The sequence below is a fragment of the Thauera aromatica genome (genome assembly GCF_023093595.1).
Lineage (GTDB): Bacteria > Pseudomonadota > Gammaproteobacteria > Burkholderiales > Rhodocyclaceae > Thauera > Thauera aromatica_A.
On sequence record NZ_JALLIK010000085.1, the window covers coordinates 1 to 19,823 of the forward strand.

Sequence of the window (19,823 nt, forward strand, 5' to 3'; positions counted from 1 at the left end):
TGGGGATAGAAAAACCAGCGGCGCCGGAGCAGTTGGCGCTGTTGTAGTGGCATTTTTGAAAGTGCGATCTAGCAAAAACAAGCACTTGCGAGCGTAACTGTCGAACTCGGGAGATCGACTTCGAGAATGAAGGCGGCGAGACGTACCTTTGCGGCAATCCGCCGTACCAAGGAAGCGTTGGTCAGACAGCGCAGCAGAAGGAAGACATGGCGCGAGTCTTTGCGCCCGCTCTAAAAACTTACAAGGATTTGGACTATGTAGCCGCGTTCGTTCTGAAAGCAGCTCAGTTCAACAATTTTACTGGGGCGGCAAGCGCGTTCGTAACGACTAACTCCATCACTCAAGGAGAGCAAGTTGCAATGCTTTGGCCGCTCGTATTTAAAGAGTGCAACACGATCAACTTTGCGCACACATCGTTCTTGTGGAGCAACCTCGCTAGTAACAAAGCTGCTGTCACGTGTGTGATTCTCGGCCTGACGACCAACCCTGGCTCTGAAAGGAAACTGTTCGGCGAAGGCACTGTTAGATCATGCGCCAACATTAGTCCGTATCTTGTCGCTGCTGATACTGTGATTGTCACGAAGAGATCGAGTGCGCTTTCAGCCATCGGACATATGCAGTCGGGGAATAAGCCGACTGATGGAGGTCATCTGACACCATCTACTGAAGAGAGGGATCAAATAATTGCAGCGAGTCCAGATGCCAGACGCTTCCTGAAGCGCTACGTTGGATCGCGCGAATTGATAAACGGTGGAGGTCGCTGGTGCATATGGATCGAGGATGATGATCTTGAAGAGGTAAATCGCATCGATATTCTTCGTGACCGCTTCGAAAAGGTTCGCGAAATGCGCTTGAGTAGTAACGGGACTCAAGCCAACGAGAACGCTGCCACGCCGCATCGCTTCGTTTTCGCCCCTCATAGTCGCCACGCTGCAATCGCAGTTCCGAATGTGTCGTCGGAACGAAGGTTGTTTCTTCCGTGCGAGATAACGGGATATGACACCGTTGTCTCCAATCTCGCGTCGGTGATTTACGATGCGCCGCTTTGGAACTTGGCACTGATTGCATCACGCCTGCATCTCGTTTGGATCGCCACCGTTTGTGGCAGGCTGAAGACCGATATTCGCTACTCCAATACCCTCGGCTGGAACACCTTCCCCGTGCCCACGCTCACGGACAAGAACAAGGTCGATCTCACGCGCTGCGCTGAGGATATCCTGCTGGCGCGGGAGCATCACTTCCCGGCCACCATCGCGGACCTGTACGCCCCCGAGAACATGCCCGCCGACCTGCGTGCCGCACACGAGCGCAACGACGAAGTGCTGGAGCGCATCTACATCGGTCGGCGCTTCAAGAACGACACCGAGCGGCTGGAAAAGCTGTTTGACCTCTATACCAAGATGACCGCTTCGGCTGCACCGCCCCAGGGCAAGAAGCGCAAGGCGGGAGCCAGCGCATGAGCGACAAACCCGTCAAGCTGACACCCGCGCCCGAAGGCTATGCGGGTTGGTTGGCTGAGCTGAAAGCGCAAATCCATGACGCCCAGCAGCGCGCGGCGCAAGCGCTCAATCTTGAACTGGTGGTGCTGTATTGGAAAATCGGTAGCGCCATCCTGGCGCGACAAGACCGGCAGGGATGGGGCGCAAGGGTGGTCGATCGCTTGTCGCAGGACTTGCGCTCGGCATTTCCCGAGATGCAGGGTTTTTCGCCCCGCAATCTGAAGTACATGCGTGCTTTCGCCCTTGGCTGGCCCGATTTGCAATTTGTGCAGCAGGTGTTGCACAAATTGCCCTGGGGCCACAACCTGGTTTTACTGGACAAGCTGCCCGGCCCGCAAACCCGCAAGTGGTACGCGGCCAAAGCCATCGAGCACAACTGGTCGCGCAACGTGCTGGTGATGCAGATTGAAACCCGTTTGCTGGAGCGCAGCGGCAAGGCCGCCACCAACTTCGAGCTGGCCTTGCCCAAGCCGCTGTCCGACCTGGCGCGCGAATCGCTGAAAGACCCGTATCGCTTCGACTTTCTCGGCCTGACCGATGAAGCGCAGGAGCGCGCGGTGGAAGGTGCGCTGGTCAAGCACGTCACCGAATTCCTGCTGGAACTGGGCGCGGGCTTCGCCTTCGTCGGGCGACAGGTGCTGCTGGACGTGGGTGGCGACGAGTTTTTCATCGACCTGCTGTTCTACCACCTCAAGCTGCGCTGCTATGTGGTCATCGAACTGAAGGGCGGCAAGTTCAAGCCCGAGCATCTGGGCCAATTGAGCTTTTACCTGACGGCCGTGGATGAGCAGGTCAAACATCCGCAGGACAATCCGACCATCGGCCTGCTGCTGTGCAAGAGCAAGAACAAGGTCGTGGCCGAATACGCGCTGCGCCAGAACACGCAACCGCTGGGCGTAGCGGAATACAAGCTGGTCGAATCCTTGCCGGAGGAACTGGCGACCGATTTGCCAAGCATCCAGCAGATCGAGCGCGAGCTGACGGGCATTGAGTCTGGCCAACCCAACACGGACGACGAATCATGACCGACAACGACACCCGGCAGCGCGCCGTCCCCTCCGTTTCCGTCACCTACGCCCGCAACGGCGCATCGACCAAGGCCAATGCCCTTGGTATGCGTCCGATGCAGGAGCGCGCCTATGAGAAGCGGGGCGAGCAATACCTGCTCATCAAGTCGCCGCCCGCCTCTGGCAAGAGCCGCGCGCTGATGTTCGTGGCACTCGACAAGCTCCAGAACCAGGGCATCAAGCAGGCCATCATCGTTGTGCCGGAGAAATCCATCGGGGCCAGCTTCAACGACGAGCCGCTGTCGAAGTACGGCTTCTGGTCAGACTGGCAGGTTGAACCCAAGTGGAATTTATGCAACGCGCCAGGCAACGACAACGGCGGTAAGGTCAAGTCACTGGGCACGTTCCTCGAAAGCGACGACGAGGTGCTGGTCTGCACGCACGCGACCTTCCGCTTCGCGGTCGATGCCTACGGCGTGGAGGCGTTCGATGACCGCCTGATCGCGGTCGATGAGTTTCACCACGTCTCAAGCAACCCGGACAACAAGCTCGGCTTGCACCTCGGGCAGTTCTTCGCGCGTGGCAAGACGCACATCGTCGCCATGACCGGCTCCTATTTCCGGGGCGACGCCGAGGCTGTTCTGGCCCCGCAGGACGAGTCGAAGTTCGATACCGTCACCTACACGTATTACGAGCAACTCAACGGCTACGAGTATCTCAAGCAGCTCGACATCGGCTACTTCTTCTACAGCGGGCCTTACGTCGATGACATCCTCAACGTCCTCGATCCCACCGAGAAGACCATCATCCACATCCCCAACGTCAATTCGCGCGAGAGCACGAAGGACAAGATGCGCGAGGTGGAGCACATCATCGAGGCGTTGGGGGAGTGGCAAGGCATCGACCCTGCGACCGGCTTCCAGCGTGTCAAGCGCCCCGATGGCCGCGTGCTGCGGATCGCCGATCTCGTCGATGACGATGCCGCCAAGCGTGACCGCGTGTCCGCCGCGCTCAAAGACCCGGCGCAGAAGAACAACCGCGATCATGTGGACATCATCATCGCGCTGGGCATGGCGAAGGAAGGCTTCGACTGGATTTGGTGCGAACACGCCCTGACCGTGGGCTACCGCGCCAGCCTGACCGAGATCGTGCAGATCATCGGCCGAGCTACCCGCGACGCGCCCGGCAAGGCCCGCGCGAGGTTCACCAACCTGATCGCCGAGCCGGATGCGACCGAAGAAGCGGTCACCGAGGCCATCAACGATACCTTGAAGGCCATCGCGGCCAGCCTGCTGATGGAGCAGGTTCTTGCTCCGCGCTTCGAGTTCAAGCCCAAGAACCCCGACAGCGGCCCGACGCCGGGTTTTAACTACGGCGAGGGTGGCTACGACCCGGACCGCTGCAATGTCGGTGTCAATGAGCAGACAGGGGCGTACCAGATCGAGATCAAAGGCCTCGCCGAGCCCAAGAGCAAGGAGGCGGCGCGCATTTGCCAGGAAGACTTGAATGAAGTCATTGCGGCCTTCGTGCAGGACAAGCCCACCATCGAGCGCGGCCTGTTCGATGAGGAGTTGGTGCCCGAGGAGCTGACGCAGGTTCGCATGGGCAAGATCATCAAGGACAAGTATCCCGAGCTTGACGCCGAAGATCAGGAGGCCGTGCGCCAGCACGCCATCGCCGCCCTCAACCTCACGCAGCAGGCCAAGCGGCTTGTCACCGAAGGCGAGGACGAAGGCGCCGGCGACGGGTCGCCCAACACCGCCCTGATCGACGGCGTGCGCCGCTTCGCGATGGACGTGCGCGAGTTGGACATCGACCTCATCGACCGCATCAACCCCTTCGGAGAAGCCTACGCCATCCTCGCCAAGACTATGAGCGCGGACAGCTTGAAGCAGGTCGCGGCGGCCATCTCGGCCAAGCGCACGAGCCTGACGCCGGACGAGGCGAAGGAGATGGCCGTTCGCGCCGTCCAGTTCAAGAAGGAGCGCGGCCGCATTCCGGCGCTCGATTCCCAGGATGCCTGGGAGCGACGCATGGCCGAAGGCGCGGCCGCCTTCATGCGCTTCAAGGCGGAGGGACGCTATGAGTAACGCCGATCTTGACGAACTCGCTGCGGAGCTTGCCGAGTTCGCACCGCCCGAGAGGAAGGGGGGACGTCCGGCCACTGAGGAGCGCGTCATCGCGGGCTTCGAGGAAATCCAGCGCTTCACCGAGCAGCACGGCCGTGCGCCGCAGCACGGCGAAGACCGCGACATATTTGAGCGCCTTTACGCCGTGCGTCTGGACCGTTTGCGCGCGCTCCCGGACTGCCGCGCCCTGCTGGAGCCGCTGGATCATCAGAGCTTGCTTGCCGGGACGCCAACCGTTGCCGCTTCGGCGGAGGAACCCATCGACATCGACGACCTGGCCGCCGAGCTGGCGGGGGTAGCCGAGGCGGACGACATTACCGTCCTGCGCCATGTCCGCACCAGCGCCGACAAGCGCGCCGCCGAGGAGATCGCGGATCGCAAGCCGTGCGAGGACTTCGAGGCGTTCACGCCACTGTTCGAGCGCGTAGCGACGGAAGTCAAGATCGGCATGCGCCAATCCCAGCCCATAGAGGCGGGCCGCCGCGCGATTGAAGCCGGGGACTTTTTCGTTCTCGATGGCCTTACGCTCTACGTTGCCGAGGTCGGCGAGCCGCTGAAGACGACCGCCGGGGAAGTGGACCGCCGCCTGCGCCTCATCTTCTCCAACAGCACCGAAAGCAATTTGCTGTTGCGGTCGCTCCAGCGTGCGTTCTACAACGACCCCGCCGCGCGGCGGCTAGCCTCGCCCGAGAGCGGGCAACTCTCCTTCGGTGGCGAGCTTGAGGCTGATGATGTTGAAAGCGGCACCATCTACGTCCTGCGCTCCCTGTCCAATCATCCCTATGTCGCGCAGCACCGCGACATCATCCACAAGATGGGCGTGACCGGGGGCAGGGTGGAGACGCGGATCGCCAACGCTGAACACGACTCCACCTACCTGCTGGCGAGGGTCGAAGTGGTGGCGACCTACAAGCTCGCGGGCATCAACCGCACCCGGATGGAGAACCTGTTCCACAGGTTGTTCGCGCCCGCGCGGTTGAACATCACCATCAAGGACCGCTTCGGTCACCCTGTACAGCCGGAGGAGTGGTTTCTCGTTCCGCTGTTCGTAATTGATGAGGCCGTCGCGCGCATCAAAGACGGCAGCATCACCGGGTATATCTACGATCCCAAGGCTGCAAAGCTGGTGAAGGCATAGGACAGCCCGGATGCATGAATAGCCCTGGCTGCCGGCCAGGCTGAACGCCAGGAAAATGCAGCATGACAAAGCTGCATCAGGACGCCAACGCAGCCAGACGTGATTTTCTGACTGACCGTCCGCTTTTCCAGATCAGGGTTGTCTTGCGTTCGGTTCGTTGTGAGCCAGCGTCCCGGGTGATGCGGCCTGTCATCCACGGCGGGCAGGCGCGGGTTCGAGGGCGGCTCGGCTCGGGAGTCGGACGCGAAGCCGGCATCGTCGCAAACCCGGGCCCTTCGTCGGTGGGCGGCAGGAGGGGGCATGCTAAGATCGCCTCCCCTCCCTCTGCCGCCGGCGCCGGCCGTGCGCCGCTCCATCCGTGCGCAATCTGCTCATTCTCATCCTCGTTTTCATCGGCATCTGGTGGCTGCGCGGCGCCGTGCGGCGCTTCAGGCAGCAGGGCGGGGCGAAGGCGGCGCGGCGCCCGGCCGACGCGGAACGCATGCTCGAATGCGCGCACTGCGGGATCAACGTGCCCGAGTCCGACGGGGTGCGCGCGGACGGCGTGTTCTATTGCTGCGAGCAGCACCGCCGCGCCGGGCCGCGCCTGGATTGAGGTCGGTGATGGGCGCGGCTCCGGCGGTCGAGTTCGAGCATGCGCGCCGGGCCTCGCTGCGCTACCTGAACCTGTTCCGCCTGGTCATCGCCGGCCTGTTCCTGGTGGCCGGGCGCGAACTGGGGCTGGGTAGCGAAAACCCGTCCGTCTTCCGCCTCGCCGCGCTCGGCTACCTGGGCGCCGTCCTCGCCCTCGGCTTTCCCGATGCGATGCGGCGCTTCGGCTCCGAGCGCGTGATCCTGCTGCAGGTGGTCGTCGATGTCCTCGCCCTGTCGGCGATCATGTGGGTCAGCGGCGGTTATCGCAGCGGCATGCCGGTGCTGATGATGGTGGTGCTCGCCGGTGCCGGGCTGGTCTTCGCCGGGCGGATGGTGCTGTTCTTCGCTGCGCTCGCGACCCTGGCGGTGCTGCTTGAAAATGCCTGGCGCCTGGCGGCGGGGCGGCAGTCGGTCGAGTTCTTCCAGGTCGGGCTCTTTTGCGCCGGCTTTTTCGGCATTGCCCTCGTCGCCCGCCTGCTCGCCCTGCGCGCCCAGGCCAACGCCTCGCTCGCCGCCGAGCGCGGCGAGGCGCTCGCCAACCAGCAGGCGGTCAATGAGCACATCATCCGCGACCTGCCCGACGGGGTGATCGTCGTCGATGCCGGCGGGCGCATCCGCCAGGCCAACCCGCGCGCGGTCGAGCTCCTCGGCATGGCGCCGGCCGAGGCGCTCGAAGGCCGGGTGCTGGTCGAGCTCGACGCCGCCTTCGGGCCGGCGTTGTCGAGGGGGGGGACGGAAGATGGGGGCGAAGCGGAGGCGGGCACCGGGACGCTTCAGGCGGCGGTGCCGGGGAGGATGCTGCGATCGACGGTGTCCGGCCGCCTGCTGCGCTGCCGGGCGGTGGCGGGGGCGTCCGCCAGCGCCGCGGCGGGCGATACCTTGCTCTACCTGACCGATTTCGAGGACATCCAGCGCCAGCTGCAGCAGATCAAGCTCGCCGCGCTCGGCCGCCTGACCGCGAGCATCGCGCACGAGATCCGCAACCCGCTGTCGGCGGTGATCCAGGCCGCCGAGCTGCTGGGCGAGGAGCGGCGCCAGGAGGTGCAGGCCCGCCTCGTGCGCATCATCAACGACAACGCCCAGCGCATCGGGCGCATGGTGCGCGACGTGCTCGCCCTCGGCCGGCGCGAGCAGGCCCTGCCCGAGGCGCTGGCGCTGGCCGCGTTCGTGCGCGAGCTGATCGAGGCGCGGGTGTTCCGCAACGCCGCCGAGCACGACGTGTATGCGGTCGACATCGATCCGGCGCTGACCCTGGCGATCGACCGTGCCCACCTGCACCAGATCCTCGACAATCTGCTCGCCAATGCCTGCCGCCACGGTTCGGGGGCGCCCGCTTCGGTCCGCCTGTGGGCACAGGCGCTGCCCGGCGAACGGGTCGCGGTGCACGTGTGCGACGATGGCCCCGGGCTGGACGAAGCCGCGCGGGCGCACCTGTTCGAGCCCTTTTTCACCACCCACTCCAAGGGCACCGGGCTCGGCCTGTACATCGCCCGCGAACTCGCCGAAGCCAACGACGCCACGCTCGAGCTCGCGGCGAGCGGCGCGGGGGCCGATTTCGTGCTGACCGGACGCATCACGCCATGAACGCCGTCGAACGCCGTAACCGCTCGCGCACCGTCGACGTCCTCGTCGTCGATGACGAGGAGGACATCCGCGAGTTGCTCGAACTGTCCCTGCTGCGGATGGGCCTGGGCTGCGACACCGCGGGCTCGCTGGAGGAGGCGCGCGCCTTGCTCGATGCGCGGCGCTATCGCCTGTGCCTGACCGACATGCGCCTGCCCGACGGCGACGGGCTGAGCCTGGTCGAATACATCCAGGCCCGCCACGCCGGCCTGCCGGTGGCGGTGATCAGTGCCTTCGGCAGCATCGAAGCGGCGATCCGCGCGCTCAAGCTCGGTGCCTTCGATTTCGTCACCAAACCGGTCGAACTCAAGGCCTTGCGCGAACTCGTGCACCATGCGCTGAGCCTGCGCCCCGAGCCCGCGGCCGCGCCGGCCGGCGATGCGCGGATGCTGGTCGGCGACTCGCCCGCCTTCGCCCAGCTGCGCGGCCAGGCCGAGAAGCTGGCGCGCAACCAGGCGCCGGTGTTCATCTACGGCGAGTCGGGCACCGGCAAGGAAGTGGTCGCCCGCTTCATCCACCGCCTCGGGCCGCGCGCGGCCGGACCTTTCGTCCCGGTCAACTGCGGCGCGATCTCCCCGGAGCTGATGGAGAGCGAATTCTTCGGCTACCGCAAGGGCAGCTTTACCGGCGCCGCGACCGACAAGGAAGGCCTGTTCCAGGCCGCCCGCGGCGGCACCCTGTTCCTCGACGAAATCGGCGAGCTGCCGCTGGCGATGCAGGTCAAGCTGCTGCGCGCGATCCAGGAGCGCGCGGTGCGCCCGGTGGGCGCGCATGCGGAGGAGCCGGTCGATGTCCGCATCCTCTCCGCCTCGCACCAGGACCTGGGACGGCTGGTGGCCGAGGGGCGCTTCCGCCAGGACCTGTTCTTTCGCATCAACGTCATCGCCCTGCGCGTGCCGCCGCTGCGCGAGCGGCGCGAGGATATTCCCGCCTTGGCGGCGCACATTCTTGCCCGCCTCGCTGAGCGCGAGGGGCGGGCGTCGCGGCAACTGTCCGTGGCGGCGCTGCAGGTGCTGCTCGAGCACCCTTTTCAGGGCAATGTGCGCGAGCTGGAAAACCTGCTCGAGCGCGCCTGTGCGCTGTGCGAGGGCGAGCGCATCGAGGCCGCCGACATCGAGCTCCATCCGGGGGCGAGCGTGTCGGGCTGGCTCACCGAGAGCGCTTTCGGCTTCAATCCGGCGTCCACCTGGGTCGCTCCGGCGCGCTTCGAGCGCGCCGCCGGGGCCGAGGGACAGGACGGGGAATACCCCCAGGAGCAGGTGCGCGTGGTCCGTGTCCTCGAGCAGGCGCGCTGGAACTATGACGCCGCGGCGCGCAGCCTCGGCATCAGCGTCGCCCAGCTGCGCTACCGCCTGCGCCAGTGGGGGATGGAATGAGGCCGCGCGCAGAGGCTTGGTGACGAGGCCGGGTGAAGAGGCCGGGTGAAGAGGCCGCGCGGAGCGGTCGCCGTGTCGCCCGGGCCGCGGCTTCAGCCTGCCGCCGAGGCGCCGAACAGCTGGCGGAATGCCTGGAATTCTTCTTCCGAGGGGAGCAGCCGATCCACCCGCCGCGATCGCCATGCGCGGGCCTGTGCACGCGACAGGCCGCGCCCGGCCAGAGAGGCTTCGAATGCCTGCCGCGACAGATGCAGCAGCACCGCGGGAGCTTCGACCCGCGGGCAAATCCGTTCTTCGCCGGCCCGCCGGAAGCCGAATACACGCTGGTGAAAGCGCGCGTGGCGCGGATGGACTTCGATGAAGATGTCGGTCATGTGCGCAGTGAGCCGGGCCAGGGTGTAGAGCGCCTGGAGCAGGCCGGACAAGGCATCGTAGGAGGCGGCGTCGGGCGAGATCGCGAGGCGGGTGATCTCGCTGACGCGGGCGCCGCGCTGGCGTACGGCGTCGATTTCGTCGCGGTACAGGGCGTCGGCAAGGAGGCCGCTGCCGCAGTCCATGCGCAGCGTCAGGGTGGCGACGGCATGGCCGTTGCGCAGGGCGGCGACGATCAGGTCGTGCTCGTCCGGGTCGGCCTGCGTGCCATACGGGATGAGACCGCGGGCGGCGTACATGCGCTCGACCAGGGCGACGGTCTGGCGCTGCAACGGATCGCAGCCGTTGGCGATCCGGACCAGGTATCCGTTGCGCTCGATGATGAATGCCGGCAGGCGTGTGGTGAAGATCGCCTTACCTCCCGCGCGCCGCGGGCCGGCCGCCGCGGACGACGCTGGCGATCATCGTGAGGATGAACAACGCTAGTGCCGCGGTGTTGGCGAGCGCGCCCCACTGGCGCAGGGTGAGGCTGTCGCCGAAGCCGCCGGCGATGCGCACCGCGAGCGAAACGTGGAGGAGCAGAAGGGGAAGATAGAACGCCGGGTGGTAGGGGATCTTCACCTTCGCCACCGCCGGAAAGATGATGGGTGCATGGCCGAAGACCATCGCGAAGACGAACCCCAGGGTGATCGCATGAAGGGCGATGTCGTGGAGCGCGTGGCCCGGCGCAAAGCCGCCGGCCAGACCGGCGAGGGCGCCGGCGGCCAGCCACAGGTAGCCCGACAACAGGCACAGGGCGATGAAGCGGGTGAGCCCGCGCTGGCGCGCGTTGTGGCGGGCGATGTCGAATGTCAGCAGCCAGGCCGCGAGCGCCAGCAGGCCGGCGGCGAACAGCGTCAGCCCGGCTGCGCTATGCACGGTCGCGAGCAGCGCGCCGGCGAGCACGAGGATGACGGCGGCGATGAAACTGGGTGGTGCGGCGCGGCGGGCGGGGAGGAAGCGGGTCAGCTCGAGGCGTTCGCCGGCGATCGTGAGGACGAGGAAGGCCAGCCAGAACGCGACTGCGGCGTGCAGGCCGGCGCCGGCCAGCCATGCCAGGTTGCCCAGCAACCAGCATGCGGCGCCGACCGCCAGCATCACGGTGAACAGCGCGCGCTGGCGCTGGACGACGCGCACGCTGCCGAAGAGCAGCACCATGGAGGCGGCGGCGAACAGGGACTGCGCTGCCCACAGCGGCCCGCCGGCCAGCAGCACGATGCCGCCGATGCCCGCTGCGGCGGGGGCGAGGTAGGCCCACAGGCGGGCGAGGGCGACCGCCCGTTCGAGGCTGATGACGGCGCCGAAGAAGGCACAGACCATCAGCGCCGCATGGCTGCCCGCCTGGGCCGCGCCGAAGGCCGGCACGGAGAATCCCAGCCGGGCGAGGCCGGCAAGCACGCCGGTGAGCAGCGACAGCAAGGCGAACACGAGCAGCGGAATGCGGGCGGGCGGGGAAAGGTCGCGGGTCATGCCGTAGTCGGGCTCCGGGAGTGTCGGGAGGGCGTTGCCCGGGCCGGGGAGGCGGCGCCAGGCATCGTGGTGCGAATTCTGTGCCGGGGAAGCGCGGCGGCCGCCGTGTTACTGGCCCCAGCCGAAATGGTCGCGCGCTTCGACCGCCATCTTGTCCGGGCTCCAGGGCGGTTCCCACACCAGGTCGATGCGGATCTGGATGTCGGCGGACAGGACCGCGTCCAGTGCAGCGTGGGCCTCGTCGACGATCATGTCGCCGAGCGGGCAGGCGGGAGAGGTCATGGTCATGTCGATATGCACCGCTCCGGGGGTGCAGTCGATGCGATAGACGAGGCCGAGATCGACGATGTTCATGCCGACCTCGGGGTCCATGACCTGGCGCAGGGCCTGGCGGACGTCGTCGGGGTCGGGAGTGGGGGCAGTGTTCATGGTCTTCGAGCGGGACAAGGTCAGAAGGGCCGATGATGGATCACATCGCCCCCCTCATCAAGCGCGGCGCCGCGCCGCGCAGTAGAATCCGGGCCGTGGCCACGGACCGGGGCAGGTGCCGTGGCAGCCCCTGTCCCCCTACGCCCGAGGAGTCCCATGACAGATACTGCGCTGCAACAAGAGATCGCTCCCGCCCGCAAGGCCGAAATCCTCGCCGAGGCGCTGCCCTACATCAAGCGTTTCTTCGACAAGACCATCGTCATCAAGTACGGTGGCAACGCGATGACCGACCCGCATCTCAAGGACTGCTTCGCGCGCGACGTCGTGCTGCTCAAGCTGGTCGGCCTGAACCCGGTGGTGGTGCACGGTGGCGGCCCCCAGATCGAGAACCTGCTCGCCCGCGTCGGCAAGAAGGGCGAGTTCATCCAGGGCATGCGGGTGACCGACGCCGAGACCATGGAAGTGGTCGAGATGGTGCTCGGCGGCCAGGTGAACAAGGAAATCGTCAATCTCATCAACAAGCATGGCGGCAAAGCCGTGGGCCTCACCGGCAAGGACGCCGGCTTCATCCGCGCGAAGAAGCTGCTGATGCAGCGTAAGGATGCACCCGAGGGCGACCTCATCGATGTCGGCCAGGTGGGCGAGATCACCGGCATCGACCCGAGCCTGATCGCCTTCCTCGACCAGGGCGACTTCATTCCGGTGATCGCACCGATCGGGGTGGGGGAGGAAGGCGAGACCTACAACATCAACGCCGATGTCGTTGCGGGCAAGCTGGCCGAGATCCTGAAGGCGGAAAAGCTGGTGCTGCTCACCAATACGCCGGGAGTGCTGGACAAGACCGGCAACCTGCTGACCGGGCTGACGCCGCGCCAGATCGAGGATCTCGTCGCCGACGGCACGCTGTCGGGGGGGATGCTGCCGAAGATCGGCTCGGCGCTCGATGCGGCGCGCAACGGGGTGAAGTCGGTGCACATCATCGATGGTCGGGTGGAGCACTGCCTGCTGCTCGAAATCCTCACCGACCACGGCGTCGGCACCATGATCAAGAGCAAGTAACCCGGGCGGGCGAGGCGCTCCCCGGCCCGGGGGGTACGGCCGGGCGTGCGCGGTTACGCGTGCGACAGGCGGCGGACGAAATCCACCACCGTGCCGACGGTGGCGAACGAGCTGCCGTCGACTTCGTCATCCGGCACTTCGATGCCGAACCGGGTTTCGATTTCCTGGATGACGGCGATCACCGCCATCGAGTCCAACTCTGCCAGGCTGCCGAGCAGAGGGGTGTCGGCATCGAAGCTCAGTGCCCGGCCATCGAGGCTGAGCACCTCATCGAGCAGCGACAGGACTTCTTCGTGAATCTCCAAGGGACGCTCTCCGCATAAGGGCAAAGAGGGCGCGGTCGACTGTGCGGCCTGCGCCCGGACGCGCGCATTATACTTGCGCGCGACTCCTGATTGATCGTGCGCAGTCCTTACGAGATCCGACATGCTTTCCCGCGACCTGCTCCATCACCTGATCACCGCTGCCGCCGAGCGCGATAGCGCACGCCCGGCGCTGAGCGCGGGGCAGGCCAGCCTCGACTATGGCACGCTTTACCACGGCTGCGCCCGATTTTGCGCCGGCCTGCTCGCGCTCGGGCTCGCGCGCGGCGAACGGGTGGCGGTCTATCTCGACAAGCGGCCGGAGTTCGTCCTCGCCGCGTTCGGCGCCAGCGCCGCGGGCGGCGTGCTGGTGCCGATCAATCCGGTGCTGAAAGGGCCGCAGGTCGGCCACATCCTGCAGGACTGCAACGTGCGCGTGCTGGTGACGAGCGCCGAGCGCCTGGCCGCGCTCCGCGATACCCTGGGGAACTGCCACGACCTGTGCCACGTGGTCCTCACCGGCGAGCCGGCGACGCTCCCCGTGCTTCCCGGGGTCTCGGTGCATCGCTGGCACGAGCTGCTCGCGGCGCCACCCGCCGCGGGCCACCGCGTGATCGACACCGACATGGCCGCCATCCTGTACACGTCGGGCAGCACCGGGCGACCCAAGGGCGTCGTGTTGTCGCACCGCAACATGGTGGCCGGTGCGCGCAGCGTCGCGCACTACCTCGAGAACCATGCCGGCGACACCTTGCTCGCGGCGCTGCCGCTGTCCTTCGATGCCGGCTTTTCCCAGCTCACCACCGCGTTCCATGCCGGCGCCCGGGTCGTGCTGCTCAACTACCTGCTGCCGCGTGACGTGCTCAAGGCGATCGAGCGCGAGCGGGTCACCGGACTGACCGCGGTGCCGCCGCTGTGGATCCAGCTTGCCCAGCTGGAGTGGCCGCAGGGCATCGACGCCCACCTGCGTTACATCGCCAATACCGGCGGGCGGATGCCGCGGGAGACGCTCGATCGCTTGCGCGCGATGCTGCCGCGGACCCGCCCGAACCTGATGTACGGCCTCACCGAAGCCTTCCGCGCGACCTGGCTGCCGCCCGAGGAGGTCGACCGCCGCCCGGACTCGATCGGCAAGGCCATTCCCAATGTCGAAGTCATGGTGCTGCGCGAGGACGGGAGCGAATGCGCGCCCAACGAGCCGGGCGAGCTGGTGCAGCGCGGCGCGCTGGTGGCGATGGGCTACTGGAACGATGCGGAGCGCACCGCCGAACGCTTCCGCCCGCTGCCGGCGCGTGCGCCGGGGCGCCAGGGCGGACTGGTGCTGCCCGAGGTCGCGGTGTTTTCCGGCGACACCGTGCGCCGCGACGAGGACGGCTTCCTGTATTTCATCGGCCGCCGCGACGAGATGATCAAGACTTCGGGCTATCGTGTCAGTCCGACCGAAGTCGAGGAGATCGTCTATGCGACCCGTCTGGTCGGCGAATGCGCCGCGTTCGGCGTGCCGCACGCCACCCTCGGCCACAGCATCACCGTGGTCGCGACCGCTCCCGACGGGGCCGGGCTTGATGTCGACGAACTGCACGCCGCGTGCCGGGCGCGGATGCCGGCCTACATGGTGCCGGCCTGCATCGAGGTGTCTTCCGGCCCGCTGCCGCGCAACCCCAACGGCAAGATCGACCGCAAGGCGCTCGCTGACAAGGTGTTTCCGGCCGGGACTTCCGGCTGAAACGCCCGATCGTCCGCCGCCCGCGCTCCTTTTCCGCTTCCTGCCGTCCTGCTCCGTCCGAGTGAAACCACGATGTCCCTGACGCCCACCGCTTCGAAGACGCCTCCCGCGCATGCGCCGATGAACCAGTTCGCGGCCGACGACGGCGAACTGCGGATCGGCGCCATGCCGCTCACCCGCCTCGCTGCGCGCGTCGGACAGACGCCGTTCTATGCCATCGACCGCAGCGTGGTGGCGGCGCGGGTCGCGGAGCTTCGCGCTGCGCTGCCGCCGGCGGTGAAGCTGCACTACGCGATGAAGGCCAATCCGATGCCGGCGCTGGTCGGGCATCTGGTCGGCCTGGTCGACGGCATCGACGTGGCCTCGGCCGGGGAGCTGAACGTGGCGCTCGATGCCGGTGCCGATCCGCACCACATCAGCTTCGCCGGCCCGGGCAAGCGGGACGCCGAGCTGCGCCAGGCGGTCGCCGCCGGGATCCTGGTCAACCTCGAATCGGCCCGCGAGATCGCGCCGCTCGCCCAGGCCTCGCAGGCGCTGGGCCTGCCGGCGCGGGTGGCGGTGCGGGTCAATCCGGATTTCGAACTCAAGTCATCGGGAATGAAGATGGGCGGCGGGCCGAAGCCGTTCGGGGTGGATGCCGAGAGTGTGCCGGCGCTGCTTGCCGAAATCGGCCGTGCCGGGCTGGCGTTCGAAGGCTTTCACCTGTTCGCCGGTTCGCAGAACCTGAAGGCGGAGGCGATCGTCGATGCCCAGCGGCGCAGCTTCGAGCTGGCGCTGCGGCTGGCCGAAGCGGCGCCGGCGCCGCTCCGCTTCCTCAACCTGGGGGGCGGTTTCGGGATTCCCTACTTCCCCGGCGAGCAGCGCCTCGAACTCGCGCCGGTGGCCGCCAATCTCGCGGCGATCGCCGCCGACACCGCCCGCCTGCTGCCGCAGGCCGAACTCGTCATCGAGCTGGGGCGCTACCTGGTCGGGGAGGCGGGAATCTATGTGTGCCGCGTGCTCGACCGCAAGGTGTCGCGCGGCCACGTTTATCTGGTGACCGACGGGGGGCTGCACCACCATTTGTCGGCGAGCGGCAATTTCGGCCAGGTGCTGCGCAAGAACTATCCGCTCGCGATCGGCAACCGTATGGATGAAGCCGGCCAGGAAACGGTTTCGGTGGTCGGGCCGCTATGCACGCCGCTCGATTTGCTCGGCGACCGTGTGCTGCTGCCGGCGGCGCAGGTGGGCGACCTGGTGGTGGTGTTCCAGTCGGGGGCGTACGGCGCCAGCGCCAGCCCGCAGGCTTTCCTGGGGCATCCGCCGGCGCTGGAAGTGCTGGTGTGAAGTGATCGTGCGCGCCGCCCGGCCGCTGCCCCGCTGCCGGGGGCAGGGTGCGGGCGGCGGGGACGGTTCAGTCGATGGTCAGCCGCTTCGCTTGCGCTTCGGCCTTCTTCGGCAAGCTCAACTCCAGCACTCCGTCGTTGAAGCGGGCGTTGGCCTTGGCTTCGTCGATTTCCTGGCCGAGCTGGAAGCTGCGCGAAACCTTGCCGAAGTAGCGTTCGGTGCGCAGCACCTTTTCGCCCTCCTTGACTTCCTTCTCCTGTTTGCGCTCGGCGCTGATCGACACCACCGGGCCGTCGATATGGACGTGGATGTCTTCTTTCTTCATGCCGGGCAGCTCGGCATGGACTTCATAGCCTTCCGCGTTCTCCTTGACGTCGACGCGCATCTGCGGCGCGTCGGTGCTCAGATTAGCGAGGCTGCCGCCTCCGCCGAAATCCACCGGGCGGACGAAAAAGCCACGGAAAAAGTCTTCCAGCGGGTCGACACGACGAGTGAGGTTGTTGCCCATGTCACGTTCTCCTTCTCTTTCAGACATGCCGGAAAACCCGGCTCCATCCCGAATATAGGTGGGAACGGACGCTTTTCAAGAGGGCGGCACTGCGACCGGGAAGAGCCGCGCGGCGTTTGTCGGGTCGCTGACGATGCGCTCCTTTGCGCCCGGATTCACGGCCGGGTGGCCGGGGCAGCGGAGGGGGCGGCGCCATCGTCCGCCCCGCCCTCGGCCAGGCGCACGCTGAAATCCACGCCCCGGTCGGCCCAGGCGGCGGCGGCGGCGTCGAAGATTTCCAGCGCGGTGGCAAGGGTTTCCGGCGCCGCACGGCGCAGGGCACCGGCCTGTGCGAGCGTGATCCGGTACGTGCCGGCAGGCAGCCAGGACAGATCGGTCAGGCAATCGGCGAGCGCGTCCCAGTTGTGCCCGAACCAGCCGGGGAAGCGCAGCGCCGCGGCGATGCGCTCGAGCAGTTCGGCCTTGCTGGCGCAGCCGTCGAGCGCGATGGTGATGGCGATGATCTCGGAGTTGGCGGGCGTCGGGGGCAAGGCGCTCATGGCAGGGGCTCGATCCGGCGGAAGCTGCGGTAGTGATCCGCAGTGTAGTAGAACACTTCCGGCGGGTCGCCGCCGGTGACGATGCGCCGTGCGCCACGATCGCGCGCGCCGGGGGTGGGGACGGTGTATTCGCGGTAATAGCCGGGTGGCCTCGCCGGCAGCAGGCGCTCGCGGTTGTGGAAAACGCTGCCGTCCTTGCGGTAGGGGAAAGGGCCGCCCTCGCCGATCCGCTCCAGCACCGCCACCGCTTCGGGGGGCAGGCCAGGCGGGGCGGCGCCGTCCGGGGCCGCAGGGGCGCACGCCGCAAGTGGGGCGAAGAGGGCGAGCAGGAACAGCAGGCGGACGAGCAGGGTGCGGAACATGGCGGGGCTACCCGGGAAAGGGGCGAGGGACGGGAGGTGAGGGGGCGAGGGAGGTGAGGGCGGGGCGGAAAGCGGATATTGACGCTGGCGAGGTGTAGGCCTAGACTTTTCCGACTGTTTAACTCAACTTTTCAGGTTTTCACCATGGACATTCAGGACGTCATCCGCGACCAGGTCACCAACAACGCCGTGGTCCTCTACATGAAGGGTTCGCCCCAGTTCCCGCAGTGCGGCTTTTCCTCGACCGCGGTGCAGATCCTCAAGAACTGCGGGGTGCGCGAGGTGGTGGCGGTGAATGTGCTGGCCGACAGCGACATCCGCCAGGGCATCAAGGAATACTCCAACTGGCCGACCATTCCGCAGCTGTATATCAAGGGCGAGTTCGTCGGCGGCAGCGACATCATGCGCGAGATGTACGAAAACGGCGAACTGCAGCAGATGCTGAAGGATGCCGGCGCGGTCCAGGAAGGCTGAAGCCCGGCTCTCCGGTTTTTCGTCGAATCGGCCTGCCAGCGCCCGGTGCGCGGCAGGTCGTTTGTCTTGCCCGGCCGCAACGGGCGCGCGCAGTTCGGCGCCCGCGTCCCGGCGGGCGTGATCATTCGCCCGGCAATTGAATGCCGCTCGGGTCGGACGGTGTCGCGTATTGCGCTGCCGGGTCAGCCGCCGCGTTCGGCGCGGGCGCGGGCGATCGCGGCACGCACCTGTTCGGGTGCGGTGCCGCCGACGTGCTTGCGTGAGGCGAGCGAGCCTTCGACCGTGAGCACGACGAAGATGTCCGTGCCGAGGCGCTCGGCAGCGCCCGGAACGTGGGCCATGGCGATGCGCAGCTCGTCGAGCGAGAACTGCGGCAGGTCGCAGCCCTTGACGTCGGCCGCGCGCACCGCGAGCGCCACCGCCTCGTGCGCGTCGCGGAAAGGCAGGCCCTTCTTCACCAGATAGTCGGCGAGGTCGGTGGCGGTGGCGTAGCCCTGGCTCAACGCGCCGCGCATGGCTTCGGCCTTGACCTGGATGCCGCCGATCATGTCGGCGTAGATGCGCAAGGTGTCGATCACCGTATCGGCGGTGTCGAACAGCGGCTCCTTGTCTTCCTGGTTGTCCTTGTTGTAGGCCAGCGGCTGGCCCTTCATCAGGGTGAGGAGGGCGATCAGGCTGCCATTGACGCGGCCGGTCTTGCCGCGCACGAGCTCGGGCACGTCCGGGTTCTTCTTCTGCGGCATGATCGAACTGCCGGTGCAGAAGCGGTCGGCAAGGTCGATGAAGCCCACGCGCGGGCTCATCCATAGGATCAGTTCCTCGGACAGGCGCGACAGGTGGGTCATCAAGAGCGCCGCGGCGGCGCAGAATTCGATGGCGAAGTCGCGGTCGCTGACGGCGTCGAGCGAGTTGAAGCAGACCTCGTCGAAGCCGAGCTCAGAAGCGACGAACTCGCGGTCGATCGGGTAGCTGGTGCCGGCCAGCGCCGCCGCGCCCAGCGGCAGGCGGTTGACGCGCTTGCGGCAGTCGGCGAAGCGTTCGGCGTCGCGCCGGCTCATCTCGAAATAGGCCATCAGGTGGTGGCCGAAAGTCACCGGCTGGGCGACCTGGAGGTGGGTGAAGCCGGGCATCGGCGTGCCGGCGTGGGTTTCGGCGACTTCCAGGAGCTTCGCCTGGAATTCGGCGATCAGCGCCAGGATCTGGTCGATCGCATCGCGCAGCCACAGGCGGATGTCGGTCGCCACCTGGTCGTTGCGGCTGCGCCCGGTGTGCAGGCGCTTGCCGGCGTCGCCGACGAGCGCGGTGAGGCGCTTTTCGATGTTGAGGTGGACGTCCTCGTCGTCGAGGTTCCAGGCGAATTCGCCGCGTTCGATCTCGCCGGCGATCTGCGCCATTCCGTGCTCGATGTCGGCCAGATCCTGCGCACCGATGATGCCCTGCTTCGCCAGCATCTTGGCGTGGGCGAGCGAACCGCAGATGTCCTGACGCGCCATGCGCTGGTCGAAGGGCACCGAGGCGGTGTAGCGCTTGACCAGGTCGGAAACGGGTTCGGTGAAGCGGCCCGACCAGGCCTTGGCGGGGGCCTCGGCGGAGGCATTGGCGCCGGCGGCCGGCGTCGTGGTGTCTGTCATGATGGCTGCCGAAAAATGAATCGGCCGGCGTGTCGCCGCCGGCTCCGTGCGAAGACATGAGGCCGCTGCTGCGGCGCTCATCAAGGGCGGAATTATAGAGCAAAAGCCTCCGCCCCCCGTTTGCGGCCTGATCGCGGTGTCGCCGGTGGGGGGGGCGGCGAGCGACCCGGATCTTCGGCTG

The 19,823-nt window shown here is 66.9% G+C and carries 19 protein-coding genes; 11 read left to right on the forward strand and 8 right to left on the reverse strand.

Annotated features, from left to right (window positions below):
• The first annotated feature begins 113 nt into the window (after positions 1–113).
• The 7 genes from MXC99_RS04180 to MXC99_RS04210 all read left to right on the forward strand — a co-directional run bounded on the left by MXC99_RS04180 (position 114) and on the right by MXC99_RS04210 (position 9,405).
• The gene (locus MXC99_RS04180; protein ID WP_348772086.1) at positions 114–1,460 is read left to right on the forward strand and encodes a class I SAM-dependent DNA methyltransferase; all 1,347 of its coding nucleotides are present in this window, start codon (positions 114–116) and stop codon (positions 1,458–1,460) included.
• Positions 1,457–2,524 carry a PDDEXK nuclease domain-containing protein gene (locus tag MXC99_RS04185; RefSeq protein ID WP_247724299.1) on the forward strand — a complete coding sequence of 356 codons (1,068 nt, stop codon included), beginning with the start codon at positions 1,457–1,459 and terminating at the stop codon, positions 2,522–2,524. Before MXC99_RS04180 ends, MXC99_RS04185 begins: the two co-directional genes overlap by 4 nt.
• Complete coding sequence (locus tag MXC99_RS04190) at positions 2,521–4,596, forward strand: DEAD/DEAH box helicase (protein ID WP_247724300.1); 2,076 nt, start codon at positions 2,521–2,523, stop codon at positions 4,594–4,596. The genes MXC99_RS04185 and MXC99_RS04190 overlap by 4 nt, the downstream gene beginning before the upstream one ends.
• Positions 4,589–5,773 (forward strand): GIY-YIG nuclease family protein, encoded by a 1,185-nt coding sequence (locus tag MXC99_RS04195; protein ID WP_247724301.1) that lies wholly within the window; start codon positions 4,589–4,591, stop codon positions 5,771–5,773. The genes MXC99_RS04190 and MXC99_RS04195 overlap by 8 nt, the downstream gene beginning before the upstream one ends.
• Before the next feature lie 358 nt (positions 5,774–6,131).
• Positions 6,132–6,368 carry a PP0621 family protein gene (locus MXC99_RS04200; protein ID WP_247724302.1) on the forward strand — a complete coding sequence of 79 codons (237 nt, stop codon included), beginning with the start codon at positions 6,132–6,134 and terminating at the stop codon, positions 6,366–6,368.
• Between the two features lie 8 nt (positions 6,369–6,376).
• Entirely contained in the window at positions 6,377–7,990 is a 1,614-nt protein-coding gene (locus tag MXC99_RS04205; RefSeq protein ID WP_247724303.1) for a sensor histidine kinase, read from the forward strand.
• Positions 7,987–9,405 (forward strand): sigma-54-dependent transcriptional regulator, encoded by a 1,419-nt coding sequence (locus MXC99_RS04210; RefSeq protein WP_247724304.1) that lies wholly within the window; start codon positions 7,987–7,989, stop codon positions 9,403–9,405. Before MXC99_RS04205 ends, MXC99_RS04210 begins: the two co-directional genes overlap by 4 nt.
• A gap of 92 nt (positions 9,406–9,497) precedes the next feature.
• Here the strand turns inward: MXC99_RS04210 and MXC99_RS04215 are convergent, their stop codons facing one another.
• The 3 genes from MXC99_RS04215 to MXC99_RS04225 form a co-directional block, all read right to left on the reverse strand.
• Entirely contained in the window at positions 9,498–10,109 is a 612-nt protein-coding gene (locus MXC99_RS04215) for an N-acyl amino acid synthase FeeM domain-containing protein (protein WP_247724305.1), read from the reverse strand.
• A gap of 82 nt (positions 10,110–10,191) precedes the next feature.
• Positions 10,192–11,286, reverse strand: coding sequence for a hypothetical protein (locus MXC99_RS04220; protein ID WP_247724306.1), 1,095 nt, complete (start codon positions 11,284–11,286; stop codon positions 10,192–10,194).
• Between the two features lie 108 nt (positions 11,287–11,394).
• Positions 11,395–11,715, reverse strand: coding sequence for a metal-sulfur cluster assembly factor (locus tag MXC99_RS04225; protein WP_075148121.1), 321 nt, complete (start codon positions 11,713–11,715; stop codon positions 11,395–11,397).
• A gap of 156 nt (positions 11,716–11,871) precedes the next feature.
• Here MXC99_RS04225 and argB point away from each other — a divergent pair, with 156 nt between their 5' ends.
• On the forward strand, positions 11,872–12,774 hold the full coding sequence (argB, locus tag MXC99_RS04230) for an acetylglutamate kinase (protein ID WP_247724307.1): 903 nt from the start codon (positions 11,872–11,874) through the stop codon (positions 12,772–12,774).
• Positions 12,775–12,827: 53 nt separating this feature from the next.
• On the opposite strand, the gene MXC99_RS04235 is transcribed toward argB, so the two are convergent.
• Positions 12,828–13,079: an acyl carrier protein gene (locus MXC99_RS04235; protein ID WP_247724308.1), complete on the reverse strand. Its 252-nt coding sequence runs from the start codon at positions 13,077–13,079 to the stop codon at positions 12,828–12,830.
• A 121-nt stretch (positions 13,080–13,200) separates the two neighbouring features.
• On the opposite strand from MXC99_RS04235, the gene MXC99_RS04240 reads away from it, so the two are divergent.
• Both MXC99_RS04240 and MXC99_RS04245 read left to right on the forward strand, forming a co-directional pair.
• Positions 13,201–14,802, forward strand: coding sequence for an acyl-CoA ligase (AMP-forming), exosortase A system-associated (locus MXC99_RS04240; RefSeq protein WP_247724309.1), 1,602 nt, complete (start codon positions 13,201–13,203; stop codon positions 14,800–14,802).
• A 72-nt stretch (positions 14,803–14,874) separates the two neighbouring features.
• Positions 14,875–16,128: a pyridoxal-dependent decarboxylase, exosortase A system-associated gene (locus MXC99_RS04245; protein ID WP_247724310.1), complete on the forward strand. Its 1,254-nt coding sequence runs from the start codon at positions 14,875–14,877 to the stop codon at positions 16,126–16,128.
• A gap of 67 nt (positions 16,129–16,195) precedes the next feature.
• On the opposite strand, the gene MXC99_RS04250 is transcribed toward MXC99_RS04245, so the two are convergent.
• From MXC99_RS04250 to MXC99_RS04260, 3 genes are all read right to left on the reverse strand, one after another.
• The gene (locus tag MXC99_RS04250) at positions 16,196–16,636 is read right to left on the reverse strand and encodes an Hsp20/alpha crystallin family protein (RefSeq protein WP_247724311.1); all 441 of its coding nucleotides are present in this window, start codon (positions 16,634–16,636) and stop codon (positions 16,196–16,198) included.
• Between the two features lie 155 nt (positions 16,637–16,791).
• A complete protein-coding gene (locus MXC99_RS04255; protein WP_247724312.1) occupies positions 16,792–17,175 on the reverse strand; it encodes a barstar family protein in 384 nt (127 codons plus the stop codon).
• Positions 17,172–17,537 carry a ribonuclease domain-containing protein gene (locus MXC99_RS04260; protein ID WP_247724313.1) on the reverse strand — a complete coding sequence of 122 codons (366 nt, stop codon included), beginning with the start codon at positions 17,535–17,537 and terminating at the stop codon, positions 17,172–17,174. The genes MXC99_RS04255 and MXC99_RS04260 overlap by 4 nt, the downstream gene beginning before the upstream one ends.
• A 144-nt stretch (positions 17,538–17,681) precedes the next feature.
• Here MXC99_RS04260 and grxD point away from each other — a divergent pair, with 144 nt between their 5' ends.
• The gene (grxD, locus tag MXC99_RS04265; protein ID WP_075148128.1) at positions 17,682–18,011 is read left to right on the forward strand and encodes a Grx4 family monothiol glutaredoxin; all 330 of its coding nucleotides are present in this window, start codon (positions 17,682–17,684) and stop codon (positions 18,009–18,011) included.
• A gap of 182 nt (positions 18,012–18,193) precedes the next feature.
• Here grxD and argH read toward each other — a convergent pair whose 3' ends face one another.
• A complete protein-coding gene (argH, locus tag MXC99_RS04270; RefSeq protein WP_247724314.1) occupies positions 18,194–19,642 on the reverse strand; it encodes an argininosuccinate lyase in 1,449 nt (482 codons plus the stop codon).
• Positions 19,643–19,823 lie beyond the last annotated feature (181 nt).